The sequence below is a fragment of the Streptomyces sp. NPDC005181 genome (assembly GCF_040608395.1).
GTDB lineage: Bacteria > Actinomycetota > Actinomycetes > Streptomycetales > Streptomycetaceae > Streptomyces.
Genome location: NZ_JBEXID010000041.1, coordinates 1 through 18,595 on the forward strand (window position 1 = coordinate 1; position 18,595 = coordinate 18,595).

Consider the following 18,595-nt stretch of genomic DNA (forward strand, 5'->3'; position numbering starts at 1 on the left):
GCCGAAGCCCACCGCCGCTGGAACAACATCACCGCCGCCACAACCGCCTGACCAGCAACGATGCCCTACCGATCAAGAACTACAGCTGCCGTGTCTGTTCGTGATCGTGTCGCAGATCAAAATCAATGTGACCAATGCCTACAGCGGCTCGCTGTCCTGGTCGAACTTCTTCTCGCGAATCACCCACAAGCACCCGGGCCGGGTCTGGTACATCTTCCTCAATCTCGCCATCGCGCTGACGCTGATGGAGATGAACATGTTCGCGGCCCTCAACAAGCTGCTGGGCTTCTACTCGAACGTGGGCATCGCCTGGATCGCGGCCGTCGCCGCCGACCTGGTCATCAACAAGAGGATCGGGCTGAGCCCGCGGTACATCGAGTTCAAGCGCGCTTATCTGTACGCGGTGAACCCGGCAGGATTCGGCGCGATGGTGATCGCCTCGACCGTCTCGATCCTCGCCTTCTTCGGACTGTTCGGTGCCTACGCAGAGGCGTTCTCGACCTTCATCGCGGCCGGACTCTCCCTGACCCTCTGCCCGTTGATCGCCTGGGCGACGAAGGGGAAGTACTACCTGGCCCGCCCCAACCCGGTGAACGGCCCGTGCGTCGAGATCGAGGACATCACCGCCACCCACACCTGCGCGGTCTGCGACACCGCCTACGAGCTCCCGGACATCGCCGACTGCCCGGTCCGGTCGGGGCCGATCTGCTCGCTCTGCTGCTCGTTGGACGCGGAGTGCGGGGACGTCTGCCGCAAGGAACCGGCGGCCGGTCCGGTCCTCATGCCGATGCCGACGATCCGGACGGCGACGGCGACGGCAGCGGCGTCGGCGTCGGCGGAGACGGAGGCGTAAGCGGCGCAAGTGATCCGTGTGGTACAGGGGGCGCATCAGGACGACTGCGCCCCCTTTGCGATGGCCGGATCGGTGCCTCTTTGTGTAATTACGTATGCGTTGCGTGAAGGTCAGGCGTACGCTCGGGCATATGCGTACTGCGGTTTCCTGGGGATCCTTAGAGTCGTGCACGCCGTTCAGGGGAGGGGCGCAATGCTCGGGAGGGACACGATGAGCGACGGCGGGGCCGTGCTCCCTTGGCTGGTGATAAGGCAGGACGACAACGGCAACAGGTACCGCGTCGGCAGATATGCCACGCAGGACGAGGCGCAGAAGATCGCCGACAAGCTCGACCGTCGCGGCCACAAGCAGCTCTATTGGGTGGAGCGCCTGGGGCAGAGCGCCCGTCCCTGACCACCTTCCCTGACCACCGCCCGGGGGAACGGGCCGGTCGACGGCGGGCGGGGCCGGGTCGGAGTGGGCCGGAGTGGTTGCGGGCGGTCGGGTCGGTGCGTCGCGCGCCGGGGGTTACGCTCCGGCGTATGAACGATCGCGTGGTGGTGGCCGGGGCCGTCTATGACCAGGGGCGCCTGCTGGCCGCGCGCCGCAGTGCCCCGCCCGAGCTGGCGGGCCGCTGGGAGCTGCCCGGCGGGAAGCTCGAGCCGGGGGAGACCGGCGAGCAGGCACTCGTACGTGAACTCCGCGAGGAACTCGGTGTGGAGACGGAGCCGCTGGAGCGCATCCCCGGCGAGTGGCCGCTGGCGCCCGGATATGTGCTTCAGGTATGGACGGCGCGGCTGGTGTCCGGTGTGCCCGCCCCGCTCGAGGACCATGACGAACTGCGATGGCTCGGACCGGGCGAGGGTGACGCGGTCGACTGGCTGGACCAGGACCTGCCCGCCGTAACCGAGGCCATGCGTCGCCTGCCGGCCGGAACCGCCCCGGGGCGGGACGCCCCGACCGGGCCCCTGCCGGACGGCGCGCGCCACTGACCGTGCGCCCCCTCCGTGCGCGCATGCCGCCCTACACCCGTACGCCCCACATGTCGATTCCAGCGATAGTCCACCCCAAATATCGGGTATGTGCTGATTAGTCCCCTTAAACAGAACGTTCCCTGTTGCTGGTCTTGGGAAGTGGTCGGCGTGATCGATGCCGAAGGCGACTGCGCCGAGTGGATCTTTCCGGCTGTGCCGGGGGCCGCGCGCACCGCTCGCCATGCGGTCCACGAGGCGCTGCGCGGCTGGGGGCTCGACGCGACGGTTGGTGATGTGACCGTTCTGCTGGTCAGTGAGCTGGTGACCAATTCCATGCGCTACACCTCGGGCCCCATCGGCGTACGACTCGTGCGCCCCCAACCCGACGGCGAAGGTCCGGACGCTCGTCCCGGACTGCTTGTGGAAGTCTCCGATCCGCTTCCGGATCCGCCCACCGAACGTGCTGCCGGGCCCGACGACGAAGGGGGCCGAGGGCTGCAGCTCGTGGCCCGTTCTGCTCGCCGCTGGGGGACGCGGCGCGGAAAGAGTGGCAAGACGGTGTGGTTCGAGCTGGCCCTCCCTGGTTAGGAGTGGGGTGGGACGCACAGCGATCACAAAGCTCGGGCAGTACCCGTCAGTGCCTGGCTGAAAGGGACTGAGACCGTGCTGTGATCGTGAACGCCGTGTCGGTAAGGGCCGTAGTGCTGAATACTGCGGGCAGGACCGGTCCGGTGCGTGAGCTGGAGGGGACGGTCGCGTGAGCGAAATACCTGGGACAGCGGGCAACGTCGTGTGGCAGAGCAGCCCGCCTGGCTCGATCTATGACTACATCAGGGTCGCCTCCTTCTCGATCGGCCCCGACGGGCTGATCGAGCAGTGGAGCCGCCGGGCCGCCGGTCTCTTCGGCATTGCCGCAGACGAAGCGGTGGGCAAGGACCCGGTCGAGGCCTTCATGCCCTCCGAGCTGCGCACCGACGGCCATCGCCGGGTCGGCGAGATACTCGACGGCAAGGAGTGGACGGGCCTCGTCCCCTTCCGGATGCCGGGCGCAGACGCCGTCCACGGGCTCGCCGAGCTCTATGTGATGCCCAGTGAGACGGGGAGCGGGGAGCGGGCCGCGCTCTGCATCGTCGTTGATGTCCGCGCCCTGCGCCGTATCGAGACGGACCTGGCGGCATCGCAGGCCATTTTCGGCCAATCTCCCTTCGGTTTCGTGTTGTTCGGGACGGACTTCACGGTCGTACGCGCCAACCAGCGCTTCGCCACCGTCTTCGGCGGCCAGGCCGACGACCACCGCGGCCGCACGGTCGACGACTATCTCGCCCGCCCCGAGGCGGAGCGCCTCACGGCCACCCTCAAGCGGGTCCTGGAGACCGGAGAATCCGTCACCGATCTCCAGCTCGTCGGCACCGCACCCGGTGACGCGGAGAGCCGCCACTGGTCCATGAACCTCTACCGCGTGCACAGCGGAGCAGGCCGGCCCGTCGGTATCGCCGGACTGGCCACCGATGTCACCCGCCGCCATATCGCCGCCCGCGAGGCCGCCAGCGCCCGCCGCAACCTCGCCCTCCTCAACGAGGCCAGCGCCCGCATCGGCAACTCCCTCGACCTGGAGACCACCGCCCGCGAACTCCTCGACGTCGCCGTACCCGGCTTCTGTGACCTCGCCTCCGTCGACCTCTACCAGGGGCTGCTCACCGGCGACGAGGCACCCCCCGGCAGCTGGGGATCGCTCCGTCAGGAGCCCGTCGGCGGCTCCGCAGAACTGCGCCGTGTCGCCTTCGCCAGCGCCGTATCGGACGCCCTGCCGGTCACCGTCCCGGACAGCATCGCGACCGAGGGGCACACCGACCCGCCCGCACTGGGCGCCGTCCACCGCTACCCCTTCAACTCCCCCTGCGCCATCGCTCTGCGCACCGGCCAGGTCAAGAACGTCCCCGGAGACGACCGCGGCTTCGTCCAGTCCACCCTCGCCGTGCCGATGGTCGCCCACGACACCGTCGTCGGCCTCGTCCAGTTCTCCCGTACGAAGGGCAGCGAACCCTTCGGCGAACGCGACCGCGCCCTCGCCACCGAACTGGCCGCCCGCGCCGCTGTCTGTATCGACAACGCCCGCCTCTACCGGCGCGAGCACGAACGCGCCCTTATCCTCCAACGCAGTCTGCTGCCACCCGGCGACCCCGAGGCGGCGGGCCTCGACATCGCCTGCCGCTATCTGCCCGGCAACGCGGCGACGGAGGTGGGTGGCGACTGGTTCGACGTCATCGAACTCCCCGGACACCGCACCGCCCTGGTTGTCGGCGACGTCATGGGCCGCGGGCTTCGGGCCGCCGTTGCCATGGGTGAACTGCGTACTGCCGTAAGGACCCTGGCCCTCCTCGATCTGGAACCCGCCGAAGTGCTCTCCGCGCTCGACGAGGTCGCCCGCGGCCTAGGGACCCCCGGCGGCAGCACCGCCTCCGACGGCTTGGGCGGCGGCGCCCAGTGGCCCTCCAGGGCCTCCCACAAGTCCCGCGACGCGGATCTGTCCGAGGTCTACCTGGCGACGTGCGTCTATGCCGTCTACGACTCGGTCACCCGGCGGTGCACCTTCGCCAACGCCGGTCACCTCCCCCCTGTTGTGGTCGAGCCGGGGGAACCGGCCCTGCTGCTCGACGTCCCGCCCGGGATGCCGCTCGGCGTCGGCGGCGAACCCTTCGAGGAAGTCGAGGTCGAACTCAAGGAGGGCGCCCTCCTCGCCCTCTACACCGACGGACTCGTCGAGTCCCGTGATCACCCGCTCGACGAAGGACTGCAGGCGCTGCGCAACGCTCTCGTCGAGCCCGCCCTCCCGCTGGAGGACGTCTGTGACCACGTCCTGGCCACCCTCGACACCCGGCACGGCGAGGACGACATCGCCCTGCTGATGGCCCGCATCCAGGGTCTGCCGAGCGACGCGGTCGGCGACTGGCAGCTGCCGCGCGAACCCCGCTCCGTCGGCCGCGCCCGCGAACTGGCCCGCAGTCAACTGATCGCCTGGGACCTCGACGATCTGGTGGACACCACCGAACTGCTCGTCAGCGAGCTGGTGACCAACGCCTTGCGGTACGGCGAGAGTGAGATCCGGCTCAGGCTGCTGCGTGACCGTACGCTCGTGTGCGAGGTATGGGATGCGGGTCTCGTCCAGCCACGGCGACGCCGGGCGCGCGACACGGACGAGGGAGGGCGAGGGCTGCAGCTGGTCGGACTGTTGAGCGCGGCCTGGGGTTCGAGGCGGACACCGCGCGGCAAGACCGTCTGGTTCGAGCTGCGGCTGCCCGACGGGCAGCCGGCTGCCGAGCGGACGGTCGAGCAGCTGCTGAGCATGTTCTGACACCCGGACGTGGTACGAGTGCGGTGAGCGCTCCGGGTGCGGTGGTCATGAGGCCGTTTTCAGGGCGGCGAGCCTGGCCTCGACCTCCGCGCTGTCGCCCAGGCTGTCCAGCTGCTCGAACTGGGCGTCCAGGGACGATGCGGCGAGCTCCTGCTTGCCCATCGCCTTCGCCTCCTCCCGCCGCACCTTGTCCTCGAAACGGCTGAGTTCACTGGTCGGGTCGAGAACATTGATGTTCTTGACGGAGTCCATCATCTGATTCTGCGCCTGGGCCGACTTGGCGCGCGCGACCAGCTCGTCCCGCTTGGACTTCAGCTCCGTCAGCTTCGACTTCATCTGATCCAGGCCGGACTTGAGCTTGTCCACCACCACCGTCTGCGACGCGATGGTCGGCTCCGCGGTCTTCGCCTCCTTCTCCGACTGGAGCTGCCGGCCGAGTGCAACCTTGGCCAGGTTGTCGAACTTGTCGGCCTCCGCCACCGACCCGGCGGCCCGCAGCTCGTCCGCCTTGCGACTGGCCGCGAGTGCCTTGCCGCCCCACTCCTCGGCCGCGTCGACATCCTCCCGGTGGTCCTGCTCCATCAGCCGCAGATTGCCGATGGTCGCCGCCACTGCCTGCTCGGCCTCCGAAATGTTCGCCGTGTAGTCGCGGATCAGCTGGTCCAGCATCTTCTGCGGATCCTCCGCCTGATCCAGCAGCGCGTTGATATTGGCCTTCGCCAGCTGAGTGACGCGGCCGAGGATGGTCTGCTTGGTCATGGCATCTCTCCTTTGTATGGACACTACGAACGCCGGTACGGACCGTAGGAACGCTCCCGATGCATGCTCTGCCGATGGTTCAGAAGCGGCCGCCGCCACCCCGCCGGCCGCGAGTGCCCCCGCCGCCGAAGCTGCCGGGACCGCCGCCTCCGCCTCCGCCGAATCCGCCGCCGAACCCCCCTCCGTAGCCCCTGCCGCCGCCGCCAAGGAGCCCGCCGAGGATGATCCCGCCGAGGACCGCGCCGCCAACCCCGCCGCCCCCTCCTTGTACACCGCCCGGACCGGTCCGGTTCCCGTACGCCCGCACATCCTCTTCGGCCAGGCTCCGCGCCTGCCCGGCCAGCGAGTCGGCCTGATGAGTCTCGGCCAGCGCACCCTGCGGATCGTTCGTGCCGGCCAGCTCCCGGGCCCGCTCCAGCCGCCGCTGGGCCTCCGCGAGCCGGGTCCGGGCCTGGCTGCCGACGGCCCCGCGATTCGTCGTGATGTAGTCCGCGGCGGCAGCAATCGCCGAGCGCGTGGTGAGCATCGCCTGGTCGAGAAGGGACCGGGCCCGACGGTCACCCTGCTCCCGCTCGCGGGCCCCGGCCAGCGCCTCGTCCAGCGCGGCATCGGCCTCCTCCACCCTGCGCAGTGCATCGATCGGGTCGTAGGGGCCGGCCTGCAGCTCTCTGTTCACGTCGCCCAGTACCGACTGTGCGCGGGCGATCCGGCCCCGCAGATCCGCGGTAGACACCCCCTCCGTGGTGCCTTCGAGCAACCCGCCCGCATCGGCCAGATCGGTCTCCGTCTCGGTGAGTGCGGCCGGCAGTGCGGCCGCCGCCTCCGCGAGCTCCCGGGCGCGCCGGTCAACGGCATCGACGAGTGTGGTCGCCTGACCGACCGCGCCCTCCGCCGCCCGTACGTACACGGCGGCTGCCGCGTTGTTTCCCCCGTCCACCGCCTGCCTCGCCTGGTTGAGGCTGGAGGTCGTGAAGACGAGGCGGTCCTTCGCCTGCTCGATGTCGCCCGGGACGGAGGAGCAGGCCGATTCCGCGTACCGGCCGCGCATCGCGGTGAGGGCAGTCTCGGCCGCCGAGACCCGGCCGGCGAGCGTACGGAACGCGGTCTCGGCCGTCGCAAGCGCCTGTGCAGCGTTGCGTTCCAGCGCGCGCAGCCGGTCGAAGTCCGCGGAGACGGCGTCGAGGCGGGCATTGGCCCCCGTGCAGCGGTTGATGATCTCTTCCAGCATCCGGCGACGCGTCGCATCGTCTTCCGGAAACGCATCGTCCAGCTGCTGACGCAACCGGAACGCGGTCGTCAGCTCGCCTTTCGCGTACGCGACAGCCTCGGTGAACGGGGCGGCGGCCTGTTCCCCGAACTGCGCGCTGGCAAAACCGAGTTCCTCCTCGCTGGTGCGGACCGCGTCATCCGTCTCCACCAGCGCCTGCTTGGCATGGGCATCGAGCTCCGGCAACGGAGTCGGCGGCCGGTGCGGCCCGCCCGCCGGCGCGGCGCCCTGTCCCCAGCCGGCAGCCCCGGGCGTGGTGCGGGACGTGGCGCGTCGCTTGCGGCGGGTGTACGCGTAGGCGGCGACCGCTCCCGCCCCGCCGAGGAGGACCACGGGCAGGACCAGGTCCCCGGTGCTCGTCCCGCCGGAGCTGCCTGTTCCGGGATCGTCGATGCCGGGCGTGATCGTTGGTGTGGGCACGGGCTTCCCGGCCACTACCGCGGCGTAGCCGTTGGCCGCCCCGATCGCGGCGCCCGCCCAGTCGTTCTGCTTGAGGGCCGGCTCGATGGCCGTGCTCGCCACGTCACGCAGCTGGGCGTCGGTGAGGCGGGAGCCCGGGGCCACGGTGTAGGCGTACTGCCGGTCGTGCGTGGCGACGGCGAGCAGCGCGTCGTCGATACCGAGACCGTTCTTGTCGGCCGTCTCATCGGCCCAGTTCTGCGCGGAACGGCCGGAGAAGTCCCGTACATAGACGACGAAGAGCTGGATGCGCCGGTCTGCGTAGAGACGGTCGAGTGCGGTGGCCACCTGGCCCCGGCGGTCACCGAGCGCACCCACCTTGTCGGTGATCTGGCCGTCCCGGGACAACGTGACGGGGTCGTCGGCGCGAGCGGCCGACGCAGCGGGAAGGGCCAGCCAGCACACCGTCACCAGCACGGCGACGAGGGCCCGGCCCGGTATGGGAATCCGGGTACGGCTCACGAGCTGCATCACATGTGTGAGGCTATGTCCACCCTCAGTCACCCGCGACCCGGCGATCCACCGGGGGACCGTCACGGAGCCGGCGCCGCCGCCGGGCCCTCCCGCGGGCGCCGTGGGGGATCGACGACCCCGTCGTACAGGCGCATCCGCCACCACGCCTCGCGCCGCCACGGATGACCGGGCGCGCGCGGATCGGACAGGGTCCGGCGCAGCAGCTGCGCGTCGATCCGGGCGATCCGGCGCCCCAGCTCGGCCTGCGGCCGTGGTGCAAGCGCGGCCAGGATGTCGCCCAGCACATCCCGGGCATGGGTCACGTCGTCGAGCGAGCAGCCACGGCAGGGGCAGTCGGCGAGGCTGGGATACAGCGTGCGGCCGGGGAGACGAAAGAAGGAGCAGCAGCGTCCCAGGGCCGCTGCTGTGACCCCCGGGAAGATCTCGTACAGATCGCTCTCATGCTCCACGCGACGGATCGCGGCGCTGGTGGGGAGGGAGAGCCGATGGATTCTGCCCGGCTCGGACAGCCGTCCGGGCGTCCTCTGCTGGGCGGCGCGCAGCGCGCCGGGCCGCTTACGGGGCATCGGCCTTTCGGCGGTGGGACACCATGCCCGTCATACTGCCACGGCACACCGACAATCAGGGGGTGACCGGAGTGCGTTCGCGTATGAAGGACATGGCCGGCGCTGTGCGGAACAGGGCGGCCCGGTTCCGCTGGAATCGGTTGTGGCGGACCTGGCCGCGGCGGATCGCGCTGGGACTTGTGCTGGTGATCGCGGTTCCGCTGCTTGCCGCGGGTGTCACCCTGCGGCTCAACTATTGCGGCGACCCGGGCGCCGACACCCGTACCCGCGGCCGTGATGCCATCTGGCTCGGGCACGCCTGGGTCGACGGGCGTAAGAACGACAAGGACCTCGCCGCGTTCGCCGCCCGGATCCGCGGCACCGGGATCAAGGACCTGTACGTTCATGCGGGACCTCTGGAGCACAACGGCACACTGCCCGCGACCCTTTACCCGAAGGCGCGGTGGCTGCTCGATGCCGTCCACCGCACCCTGCCCGGCATCCGGGTGCAGGCCTGGCTCGGGGACGTGCTCGCCACGGAAGGGCCCGCCGGGCTGCACCTGGAACGGGCCGCGTCCCGCACCGCGGTGGTCGGCTCCGCGCGTCAGATCCTCGATGCCGGTTTCGACGGGGTCCACTTCGACCTCGAACCCCTGCACTCGGGCGACCGGCACTACCTCTCGCTCCTCGACGACCTGCGCGCCCTCACGAAGGCCCGCAGGGTCCCGCTCTCCGTAGCCGCCCACCAGATCGACCCGCTGCCCGCCGCACACAGTGTCGTGGGCACGCTCAGCGGCAGTCCCAAGTGGTGGTCGCAGAAGTTCTTCGGGCAGGTCGCGCGGCGCGTCGACCAGATCGCCGTCATGTCGTACGACACCTGGATGCCGCTGGAGGGCATGTACGGCGGTTACGTCGCCGAGCAGACCGCGCTGGCCCTGGAGGTGACGCCCCCGGGGACCGACCTGCTGATGGGACTGCCGTTCTTCCACGAGGACGACCTCGGACACCACGAGGCGGCGGAGACGGTCGCGGCCGCGGTCCGCGGCACCAGACTGGGGCTGGGGCGTACGGACCGCGGCCGGGAACGGTTCGGGGTCGCGCTCTATGTCGACTTCGCGGCGCGGAACGGCGACTGGGCGGTGTACCGCGAGGGCTGGAACTGACCAGAAACCGCCGTTGCTCACGCCGCCGCGGGTCAGATGGAGAACTGCTCCCTGGCGAGCAGCGGACGCACCTTCGACCGGAACCCGCCCGTCCGGAACGGCCGTTGCAGCAGCCCCGGGCGGATCGCCTGCGCCAGGGCCGCGGCGATCATGCCCTGGTCGAGGGCGAGCATGTAGTCACTGACCCGTCCGGTACGGACATTGACGGAGTCCCGGAAGCCATAGCCCTCGTGGTAGGCGCCGAAGTCGCGGTCGAGCGCCCGCAGGTTGGCGACCGCCTCGCCCGGTGCGTACGGCAGGGCGAGGAACGAGGCGTGCGGGGTGACCACACCGTTGGTGAAGGCCGACGCGGGCGGCAGCGGAGCGCCGTCCGTGGTGAACGTGCGATCGGTATTGGAGGCATAGCCGTCGACCTGCATGCCGATGGCGTCGACGCCGTACTCCTGGTACCCGCCCTCGGGAATGTTGGCGGGGGAGAAGCCCCAGTACCCGTACTCCGCTTCCTTCATGCCGTGTTCGATCTGGCTGCGGACGTAACGCTGGTGGGTGAGACCCCAGGACTGCGGCGACCATTCCGCCTCCGGCACGAACAACGGCACCATCAGCGCCTCGAACATCGAACCGCCCCAGCTGGGGACGATCTTCCGGCCGCGGTGCATGTAGTGGCCCTGCCACACCCGGATACCGTCCATGGCGACGTACGAACCCTGCGGATGCTGCTCCTGCTCGTGCTCGGGAAGCATCGTGCGCAGCAGGTGCCAGTAGTGGTCGGCGGGCAGCGAGCCGTCCGCGATGCCCAGGTAACTGGCCATGCGGGGCTCCGTGTTGAGCGCGCCGTAGTGGTGCCCGGTGGGTTCCTCCGTATCAGGCCAGAAACCGCCGCGCAGCTGGCCGGGGCCGGAGACCGGGTCGGCCGGGTCGTACGGCGTGTAGTAGTACGACCAGTCGGCTGTCGCCAGGATCCGGGCGACGCGGGGGCGCAGCGCGGGTGAGGCGTCGGCGGCGATGCGCAGGCCGGTGATCAGCCAGGCGTTGTCGACGGAGGAGAGGAACGGACGGACCGGGTCTCCGGTGCCGGGCCACTCGGTCAGCACCGAACCGTCGTGGGCGTCATACCAGTTGAGCCAGAAGCCGTGGTGGCGCTCCAGCTTCTCCACGGTCCGGACGGTGCGTTCCAGCCTGCGGTGCATTGTGGCGTCACTGATCACGCCGAGCCCGGCGGCGGCGACGGTCGACCAGAGGCCGCAGCCGATATTGGTGGGCGACGTCTGGCGGGACTGGACGGGGCCGCCGGAGCCACTGACATCGATCTTGTCCGTGGCCAGACCGAGATCGGTCGTCATGGCCTCGATCGAGTGATACGTATCGCGGAACCAGCGCAGCAGCAGCGGTGTATCAAGGGCATGAACAGGTTGCGCGGCATGCGCGGATCGAACGGAACGAGTGGCCGGCGCGGCGGCCGCCGATGGCGCGAACTGCGCGGCGCTCGCGGAGGACGCGGATACGGCTCCCAGCGACAGGGCGGCAGCCCCGGTCCCGGCGACGCTGATGAATGTGCGACGGTCCATGAAGATCCAGCTCCCGGTGGCAGAAGGGGGATGGGGGAATTTCGTGGCGTGCTCGATGCTGCCGCGGAGAGGCGGCGGCGGATATGGCTGCGCCGATGGCGCCGTTTTCGGTTGTGGCCGTCGCCGCGGCCGAAGCCGTGGGGCTTCGACCGCGCCGAACGGAGCAGCACGGGGACCGGCGGCCGCCAGGTTCCGTCGGCTCCCGTACTGAAGGGGGCCGTCAGGTGGCTCCCGGTCCAGGGGGTGCCGTCAGTCGGCGATGCGCTGCAGGGTGCGGGTGCGGCCCATCTCGCCCAGCCAGACGGCGGACGGCTTCGGCAGCCGCTCGAAGGTCTCCGGGTCCCAGCCGATCAGGCCGAAGGCGGGCTTGTAGGAGCCCCACTCGTAGTTGTCGAGGGCGCTCCACGCCAGGTAACCCTGGATGTTGAGGCCGTCCTGCAGCGCGGCGGCGACCTCGTTCAGGGCTCCGGTGTAGTAGTCGACGCGACGGCTGTCGTCATCGGTCGCGATGCCGTTCTCGGTCACGATCAGCGGTACGTCGCCGCCGACGACCTCGGCGGTGTGGCGCAGCGCGTAGCCCACCGCGGACGGGTAGTACTCCCATTGCGTGAGGGTGCGCTCGACGCCGTCGGCCGTCGGGATCGGGCCGTCGGTGCCGATCTTGGTACGGGTGTAGGACTGGACGCCGATCCAGTCGTCGCCGCGGGCGGCCTCGATGAAGATGTCCTCGCGCGGGTGGCGGTACGCGGCGGTGACGTCCTCGGCGCCGGACAGGGCCTGGTAGACCTGGTTGGCGATGGTCCAGCCGACCTGGATGTCAGGGTTGATCGCCTTGACCTCCTTGACGGCCGCGTGGTGGGCGGCGATGACGGCCTGGGTGGTGTCGTCGTCCGGGGTCGGCAGGCCGGCCGGCGGGAAGCTGTTGTCGCCACGCTTGGCCTGACCGGCCATCACGGCGATCATGTTGGGCTCGTTGATGGTGCAGACGTGGCTGACGTCCTGGCCGATCACCGGTGCGCAGGCGGCGACGTAGCGGGCGAAGAGCTCGGTCGCCCCCTCGGCGGTCCAGCCGCCACGCGCCTCGAACCACTGCGGCACGGTGAAGTGGTGCAGCGTGATCATCGGGCGCAGGCCGCGCGAGACGGCGCCTTCGACCATGCGGCGGTAGTGGGCGAGTTCGGCGCGGGAGAACCGGCCCTCGGCCGGCTCGATGCGCGCCCACTCGATGGAGAACCGGTAGTCGGTGAAGCCCAGTCCGGCGAGCACATCCATGTCCTCGTGCCAGCGGTGGTAGCTGTCGCAGGCGTCCAGGCTGGGCTCCTGGATGTGGGTGCCCGCGGCGTGTTCCTTGACCCACCAGTCGCTGTTGGTGTTGTTGCCCTCGATCTGGTGGGCGGCCGTGGAGGCACCCCACAGGAAGCCTTCGGGGAACGGGACCTGGGTGTGAGTCATCGCGAAATGTCTTTCTGGTGGGTGAAGAGGTGTGGCCGGCGGGGGTGTGGGGTGCGGCCTCGTACGAGTCGGTGGGGCGGGCTACTTCATGCCCGCTGTGGCGACGCCCTGGGTGAAGTGCCGCTGCAGTGCGATGAACAGGATCAGCACGGGCAGCACAACCAGGAATGCTCCGGCCATCAGCATGCCGTTGGAGCCACCGGCCTTGTTGGGGTCCGTGGCGAACGTCGCGAGCGCTACCGGCAGGGTGTATTTGTCCGGGTCGTTGGTCGCGATGAGCGGCCAGACGAAGTTGTTCCAGGAGCCGAGGAAGGCGAAGATCGAGAGCGTTGCGAGGGCGGGCTTCACCAGCGGCATCACGATCCGCCAGAAGATGTACCACTCGCCGGCGCCGTCCATCCGGGCCGCTTCCAGCAGCTCGTCCGGGATCGACTGCATGAACTGCCGCATCAGGAAGACACCGAAGGCTCCTGCGGCGAAGGGCAGCACGAGGCCTGCGTAGCTGTCGATCAGTCGGAGCTTGCTCATCAGCACGAAGAGCGGCAGCAGCATCAGGTTGCCGGGCACCATCAGGGCGCCCAGGACCAGCCCGAAGATCTTGTTGCGCCCGACGAAGTTCAACTTGGCCAGGGCGTAGCCGAGCATCGAGCAGAACACCAGGTTCGAGACGGTGACCAGCACCGCCACGATGACGGAATTCATGAAGTACAACGGCAGATCGAGCTTGTCGAGCAGGTCCCGGAAGTTGTCCAGGGTCCACTCGGTGGGGATCCACACGGGCGGGCTGGCGGACAGTTCGCTCGACGTCTTGAAGGCCGAGAGGGCCATCCAGAGGAACGGGGCGGACATGACCAGCAGGCCGACCGCGAGGAGGACGTAGTTCAGCAGCCGCTTCGGGTTCCGGGTCTTCTGCACTCCCTGGGGCCTGATCGGCTCCTTCGGCCGCGCCGTCGGGACGCCGCCGGGTGCACGGGTGGCGCTCATTTGGTGTTGTCCTTCAGCAGTCGGAGCTGGAGCACAGTGATGCCCATGATCACTACGAAGAGGACATACGCCATGGCGCTCGCATAGCCCATGTGGAAGAAGTTGAAGCCCTCGCGGTACATGTTCAGTGAGACGGTGAGGGTGGAGTCCGAGGGTCCGCCCTGCGTCATCACGAATGGTTCCTCGAAGACGTTGAGGTAGCCGATGGTGGTGATGACGGTGGCGTAGAGGAGCGTCGGCCGGAGCAGGGGCACGGTGATCCTGCGGAACTCGTGCCAGGCACCGGCGCCGTCGAGCTTCGCGGCTTCCCGTACCTCGGTGGGAATGGCCTGCAGTCCGGCGATGAAAAGCACCATGACCGTGCCGAGGTTGCGCCATACCGCCATGGCGATCATCGAGGGCATCGCCAGCGTCTCGGAGCCGAGGAAGTCCGGCGGGGTGAGACCCACTTCGGTGAAGAGGCCCGCGATCAGTCCGTCGCTCGGGTCCAGGACGAACCGCCAGACCACGGCAACGGCGACGATCGTGGTGACCACCGGGGCGTAGAAGCCGACCCGGAAGAAGGTCCGGGCCCGGTCGATGCCGTTGTTCAGCAGCACCGCGATGACCAGTCCGAGGCAGATCGTCAGGGGGACGCCGATGACCACGAAGTACGCCGTGTTGAAGAGCGACTTGAGGAACTTCTCGTCGCCGAACAGATTGACGTAGTTCTCGAAGCCGATGAACTTCGCGTCCAGCGGGTGCGTGACATTGCGCAGCCCGAAGTCGGTGAAGCTCATCAGCAGGGTGGCGAGGATCGGGAACGCCATGAAGACGGTGAAGAGGACGAGGAAGGGGGTGGAGAACAGCCAGCCGGCCCCGTTCTGCACACCCATCGACGGCCTCTTGCGACCCCGGCGCTCCTGGGGCCCGGCGGCCGGGGACTGGGAGGTCCCCGGCCCGGCCTGCACCTTGGCCGGCTGTGCGGCCTTTCCGGTCATGGTGCTCATGGCTCCTACTTCACGAGGCCTTCGATCTCGGACTGCGCCGTCTTCAGCGCGTCCTCGGCGGAAGCCTTGCCCTGGGTGACCTTCGCGATGGCCTGGTCGACCTTGTCGGTGATCTCGGTCCACTTGGCGAGCGAGGGCGAGGCCTTGGCGGTGTCCATCTGCTTCTTGAAGACCTGGAGGTTGGCGTCGTCGGCGAGCGCTCCGGAGGTCCAGGCCGCGGTGTTGGCGGGCAGGTCCTTGGTGCGCTCGTACCAGTCGACCTGGCCCTTGGTGTCGGTCAGGTACTTGATGAACTCCGTGGCAGCGGCCTTGTGCTCACTGTCCTTGGAGATCACCAGGGAGGAGCCGCCCGCCATGGAGACGGAGGACTTGTCGGCGGGGACGTTGGCCACCGCCCACTTGCCCTTGATCTGCGGCTGGCCCTCGTTCAGCAGAGTGACGTGCCAGGGGCCACCGAAGAACATCGGGACGCGGCCGTTGCCGAAGTCCTTGACGACGTCGTAGCCGGGCGCCACGGACTTGTTGGAGAGGCCCTTGTCGAAGTACGAGCTGTACTCCTTGAGTGCCTTGACGGCGTCGGGGCTGTCGATGACGGCCTCGCCCTTGTCGTTGAAGATCTCGCCGCCGGCCGAGTACAGGAAGGAGTAGAAGTTCTGCACCGTGTCCAGGCCGCTGGGCTGGATGGACAGGCCCCACTTGGTACCGGCCTTCTTCTGGTACGCGGTGGCGAGGTCCTGCATCTCCTTCCAGTTGGTCGGAGCCTTGTCGATGCCGGCCTTCTCGGCCAGGTCGGTGCGGTAGTAGAGGACGCGGGTGTCGACGTACCACGGCACGCCGTACGTGGTGCCGTCCACCTCGCCCTGGTTCCAGCCGGACGGGAAGAAGTTCTTCTTGTCGAAGGTCTTGGTGTCCACCGGTTCCAGGACACCCAGCTCGGAGAACTCGCCCATGTAGCTGCCGCCCATCTGCGCCACGTCCGGCATGGTGCCGGCGGCGGCCGCGGAGACGAGCTTCTGGTGGGCGACGTCCCAGCCGACCGGGGTCACCTTGATGGTGATGTTCGGGTGGGACTTCTCGTAGACCTTCGCCACATCCGCGAGCTTTTCGCCCTCGGCCCCCATGGCCCAGACGGTGAGCGTCTGCTTCTTGTCCGCGGCGACGTCTTCGCCACCGGAACTGCCACATGCGGTGATGCCGAATGCGAGTGCGACTGCGATACCGACCGAGGCGGTTCTGGCGGTGCGGGACATGGAGGGCTCCTCCTTGAGCAATCCGGATGTATGCGCTGCCTGTAAGCGCATACATCACTCTGCGGCACGGATTCAGAGATGCACAAGGGGGTGCTAGGTCACACTCGTGCAACGCGCTCGACACCTGGATGTTCAACTGTGAAACGGTAAACGGGGCGTTTGCGAATATGAAGGAGATGTGACCTATTTCGTAAGGGATCGGACCGCCGGGGAGGGGGCGCTATTGTCGTGATCATGCCTTCGTTTGCGCATGAATTCCCGTTTGATCCGTCCTACGGGTACACGGGGGACGAGCTCCTGAGCGTCCCCGCGCCCGTTGCCCCAGACGATTTCGCGGCCTTCTGGCGAGCCCGCCACGACGAGGCCCGCAAGGTCGCCACGGAGCCGGAGATCGGACCGCTGGAGGACGAACGGGACGGGCTGCGGATCCACGGTGTGACATTCACCTCCGTGGGTGGAGTCCGACTGGGCGGCTGGCTCGCCCTGCCCGCCGAGGGTGCCGCGGAGCACGGATTCGTCATCGGCCACGGGTACGGGGGCCGGCAGGAGCCGGGGCCCGATCTGCCGCCGCCTCTGCCCCGGTCCGCCGCGATCCTGCCCTGTGTGCGCGGCATGGGGAGCCGCGGTCTGCGGCCGGGCATCCCCGATGTGGCCGACGCGCATGTCCGCCACGGCATCGAGTCGCGTGACACATATGTCATCGGCGACTGCGTGGCGGATCTGTGGTGCGCCGCGTCGGCGCTGCAGGAACTCGTTCCGGAGCTGGCTCCCGAGAGTGGCGCGGGGGCTCCCCGGCTCGGCTATCTCGGGGAAAGCTTCGGCGGCGGGCTCGGTGCGCTGGCCCTGCCGTGGGACGACCGGTTCGGCGCCGCGCAGCTGACGGTGCCCACCTTCGGCAACCACCCGTTGCGGCTCACGCTGCGGTGCGTCGGCAGCGGTGAGTCGGTGCGCGCCTACCACCGTGAACATCCCGAAGTCACCGAAGTGCTGCGGTACTTCGACGCTGCGACGGCTGCCGCGCGGCTCGAGCTGCCGACGCTGGTGGCGGCAGCGCTGTTCGATCCCTCGGTGCCGCCGCCCGGCCAGTTCGCCGTACACAATGCGCTCGCCGGACCGCGTGAACTGCAGGTGCTGAGCGCGGGGCATTTCGAGTACGAGGGGCTTGCCGGGGAGGTGGCGCAGCTGCAGGCAAACCGGGAGCGGTTCTTCGGGGTGCATATGGGCTAGAGGGTGCCGGTCGGGCCGGGCTCGCGCGTCCTGGCCCACGCCCGGCTGCCGGGTCGGCCCGACGCGCCGGGCTTCGCGGCTCGTCCGGGGCGGGCGGGGCAGCCGCAGCCGGCTCGGCGGGGGATCAGCCGCAGCCGCAGCTGGCCCGGCGGGCCAGGGACACCGGGAGCATCAGGGACACCGGCTCGCGTTCCCGGTCGCCCAGGCGTTGCACGAGCAGTTCCACCGCCTGCTCGCCCAGCTGCCGGATCGGCTGGCGTACGGTCGTCAGCGTCGGCCGTACGATCCGGCTCAGCGGGATTCCGTCGAACCCGGTCACGGCGAGGTCCTCGGGTACCCGCACCCCGCGCCGTTCCAGCGCGCGCAGTGCACCCACCGCCATCTGGTCGTTGGCGAACAGCATGGCCTGCGGGCGTTCGGCGTCGCTCAGGCCCGCGTACCGGTCGAGCAGGGCCTCCGCCGTCCGGGCGCCCTCGGCCTGCGTCATCATCTCGGCCCGCAGGTCCGGTGCGTCCGGCACCGGGAGTCCGGCGTCGCGGCAGGCCTCCTGGAAGCCGCGGAAGCGTGCCTCGGCGTCCGGTGACGCCACCTCGCCCCCGATGAAGGCGAGTCTGCGCAGCCCGTGGTCCTCGATCAGGTGGCGGGCCAGTTCGCGTTCCCCGTCGGCGTTGGCCACGACGATGTGGTCGAGGTGGTCGATCTCGCGCGGCCCGGCGAGCATCACCACCGGCAGCCGGCGCGATATCACTTCGAGGTCCTCGGTCGGCACGGTCTGCGCCAGCACCGCGAAGCCGTCGACCCGGCCCGCCACCTTCGCGACAAGGCTCTCGGGTCCGCCCTCCAGTGATGCGGCGATCAACAGCGCGTACCCGTGCCGCCGCGCCGCCCGCTCCATGCCGCGGATGATCTGGTCGGAGTAGAGCATCACCGCGTCGTCGGCGTCGCTGTCCGCCTCCGCGTCGGCCTCGGCGTCCGGGTCGGCGTAGTCGGGGAAGCAGAGCCCGAGCACTCCGGTGGTCCGGCTGGCCAGGCCCCGCGCGTTCCCGCTGGGTACGTACCCGAGCTCGCGGGCCGCGTCGAGGACCCGCTCGCGGGTCTGGGCCCGTACGGAGTCGGGGTTGCGGTAGACCCGCGAGACCGTCGCAATGGAGACGCCCGACCGCTCGGCGACGTTGTACACCGTTGGGGCACTCACCCGAACCGACCGTCCGCTTCTTCTTCCGTACCTGCACATTCTGAAAGCGCATTCACCCTAGATTGCACGCCGCGCCCCGAGCAAGGGCGGCGTAAAAATAGACAG

The 18,595-nt window shown here is 69.3% G+C and carries 15 protein-coding genes and 1 pseudogene; 7 read left to right on the forward strand and 9 right to left on the reverse strand.

The window, feature by feature from the left end; all coding sequences use genetic code 11:
• Nucleotides 1-94: 94 nt before the first annotated feature.
• The 5 genes and pseudogenes from ABZV38_RS24225 to ABZV38_RS24245 form a co-directional block, all read left to right on the forward strand.
• Nucleotides 95-853: pseudogene (locus ABZV38_RS24225) on the forward strand (hypothetical protein); the annotation flags it as partial.
• 210 nt (nt 854-1,063) lie between these two features.
• Complete coding sequence (locus ABZV38_RS24230; RefSeq protein ID WP_356330132.1) at nt 1,064-1,246, forward strand: SPOR domain-containing protein; 183 nt, start codon at nt 1,064-1,066, stop codon at nt 1,244-1,246.
• A gap of 128 nt (nt 1,247-1,374) precedes the next feature.
• On the forward strand, nt 1,375-1,824 hold the full coding sequence (locus ABZV38_RS24235) for a (deoxy)nucleoside triphosphate pyrophosphohydrolase (protein WP_356330134.1): 450 nt from the start codon (nt 1,375-1,377) through the stop codon (nt 1,822-1,824).
• A 141-nt stretch (nt 1,825-1,965) separates the two neighbouring features.
• A complete protein-coding gene (locus ABZV38_RS24240; protein ID WP_356330137.1) occupies nt 1,966-2,394 on the forward strand; it encodes an ATP-binding protein in 429 nt (142 codons plus the stop codon).
• Between the two features lie 202 nt (nt 2,395-2,596).
• Nucleotides 2,597-5,158 carry a SpoIIE family protein phosphatase gene (locus ABZV38_RS24245; protein ID WP_356330232.1) on the forward strand — a complete coding sequence of 854 codons (2,562 nt, stop codon included), beginning with the start codon at nt 2,597-2,599 and terminating at the stop codon, nt 5,156-5,158.
• A gap of 45 nt (nt 5,159-5,203) precedes the next feature.
• Here the strand turns inward: ABZV38_RS24245 and ABZV38_RS24250 are convergent, their stop codons facing one another.
• The 3 genes from ABZV38_RS24250 to ABZV38_RS24260 form a co-directional block, all read right to left on the reverse strand.
• Nucleotides 5,204-5,917 (reverse strand): PspA/IM30 family protein, encoded by a 714-nt coding sequence (locus tag ABZV38_RS24250; RefSeq protein WP_356330139.1) that lies wholly within the window; start codon nt 5,915-5,917, stop codon nt 5,204-5,206.
• A 79-nt stretch (nt 5,918-5,996) separates the two neighbouring features.
• Nucleotides 5,997-8,114, reverse strand: coding sequence for a TPM domain-containing protein (locus tag ABZV38_RS24255; RefSeq protein WP_356330234.1), 2,118 nt, complete (start codon nt 8,112-8,114; stop codon nt 5,997-5,999).
• A gap of 62 nt (nt 8,115-8,176) precedes the next feature.
• Complete coding sequence (locus ABZV38_RS24260) at nt 8,177-8,683, reverse strand: hypothetical protein (protein WP_356330141.1); 507 nt, start codon at nt 8,681-8,683, stop codon at nt 8,177-8,179.
• Between the two features lie 92 nt (nt 8,684-8,775).
• Between ABZV38_RS24260 and ABZV38_RS24265 the strand changes: the two genes are divergently transcribed.
• Complete coding sequence (locus ABZV38_RS24265; protein ID WP_356330236.1) at nt 8,776-9,825, forward strand: glycoside hydrolase family 18 protein; 1,050 nt, start codon at nt 8,776-8,778, stop codon at nt 9,823-9,825.
• Between the two features lie 32 nt (nt 9,826-9,857).
• Here the strand turns inward: ABZV38_RS24265 and ABZV38_RS24270 are convergent, their stop codons facing one another.
• The 5 genes from ABZV38_RS24270 to ABZV38_RS24290 form a co-directional block, all read right to left on the reverse strand.
• Nucleotides 9,858-11,393, reverse strand: coding sequence for a glucoamylase family protein (locus ABZV38_RS24270; protein ID WP_356330143.1), 1,536 nt, complete (start codon nt 11,391-11,393; stop codon nt 9,858-9,860).
• Between the two features lie 249 nt (nt 11,394-11,642).
• Nucleotides 11,643-12,845 carry a family 1 glycosylhydrolase gene (locus ABZV38_RS24275; protein WP_356330145.1) on the reverse strand — a complete coding sequence of 401 codons (1,203 nt, stop codon included), beginning with the start codon at nt 12,843-12,845 and terminating at the stop codon, nt 11,643-11,645.
• Between the two features lie 81 nt (nt 12,846-12,926).
• Nucleotides 12,927-13,829: a carbohydrate ABC transporter permease gene (locus tag ABZV38_RS24280; RefSeq protein WP_356330147.1), complete on the reverse strand. Its 903-nt coding sequence runs from the start codon at nt 13,827-13,829 to the stop codon at nt 12,927-12,929.
• Nucleotides 13,826-14,818 (reverse strand): sugar ABC transporter permease, encoded by a 993-nt coding sequence (locus ABZV38_RS24285; RefSeq protein WP_356330148.1) that lies wholly within the window; start codon nt 14,816-14,818, stop codon nt 13,826-13,828. The genes ABZV38_RS24280 and ABZV38_RS24285 overlap by 4 nt, the downstream gene beginning before the upstream one ends.
• Before the next feature lie 5 nt (nt 14,819-14,823).
• A complete protein-coding gene (locus ABZV38_RS24290) occupies nt 14,824-16,068 on the reverse strand; it encodes a sugar ABC transporter substrate-binding protein (RefSeq protein ID WP_356330150.1) in 1,245 nt (414 codons plus the stop codon).
• A 234-nt stretch (nt 16,069-16,302) separates the two neighbouring features.
• Here ABZV38_RS24290 and ABZV38_RS24295 point away from each other — a divergent pair, with 234 nt between their 5' ends.
• A complete protein-coding gene (locus tag ABZV38_RS24295) occupies nt 16,303-17,295 on the forward strand; it encodes an acetylxylan esterase (protein ID WP_356330152.1) in 993 nt (330 codons plus the stop codon).
• Nucleotides 17,296-17,419: 124 nt separating this feature from the next.
• Here the strand turns inward: ABZV38_RS24295 and ABZV38_RS24300 are convergent, their stop codons facing one another.
• Nucleotides 17,420-18,490: a LacI family DNA-binding transcriptional regulator gene (locus ABZV38_RS24300; RefSeq protein ID WP_356330154.1), complete on the reverse strand. Its 1,071-nt coding sequence runs from the start codon at nt 18,488-18,490 to the stop codon at nt 17,420-17,422.
• Nucleotides 18,491-18,595 lie beyond the last annotated feature (105 nt).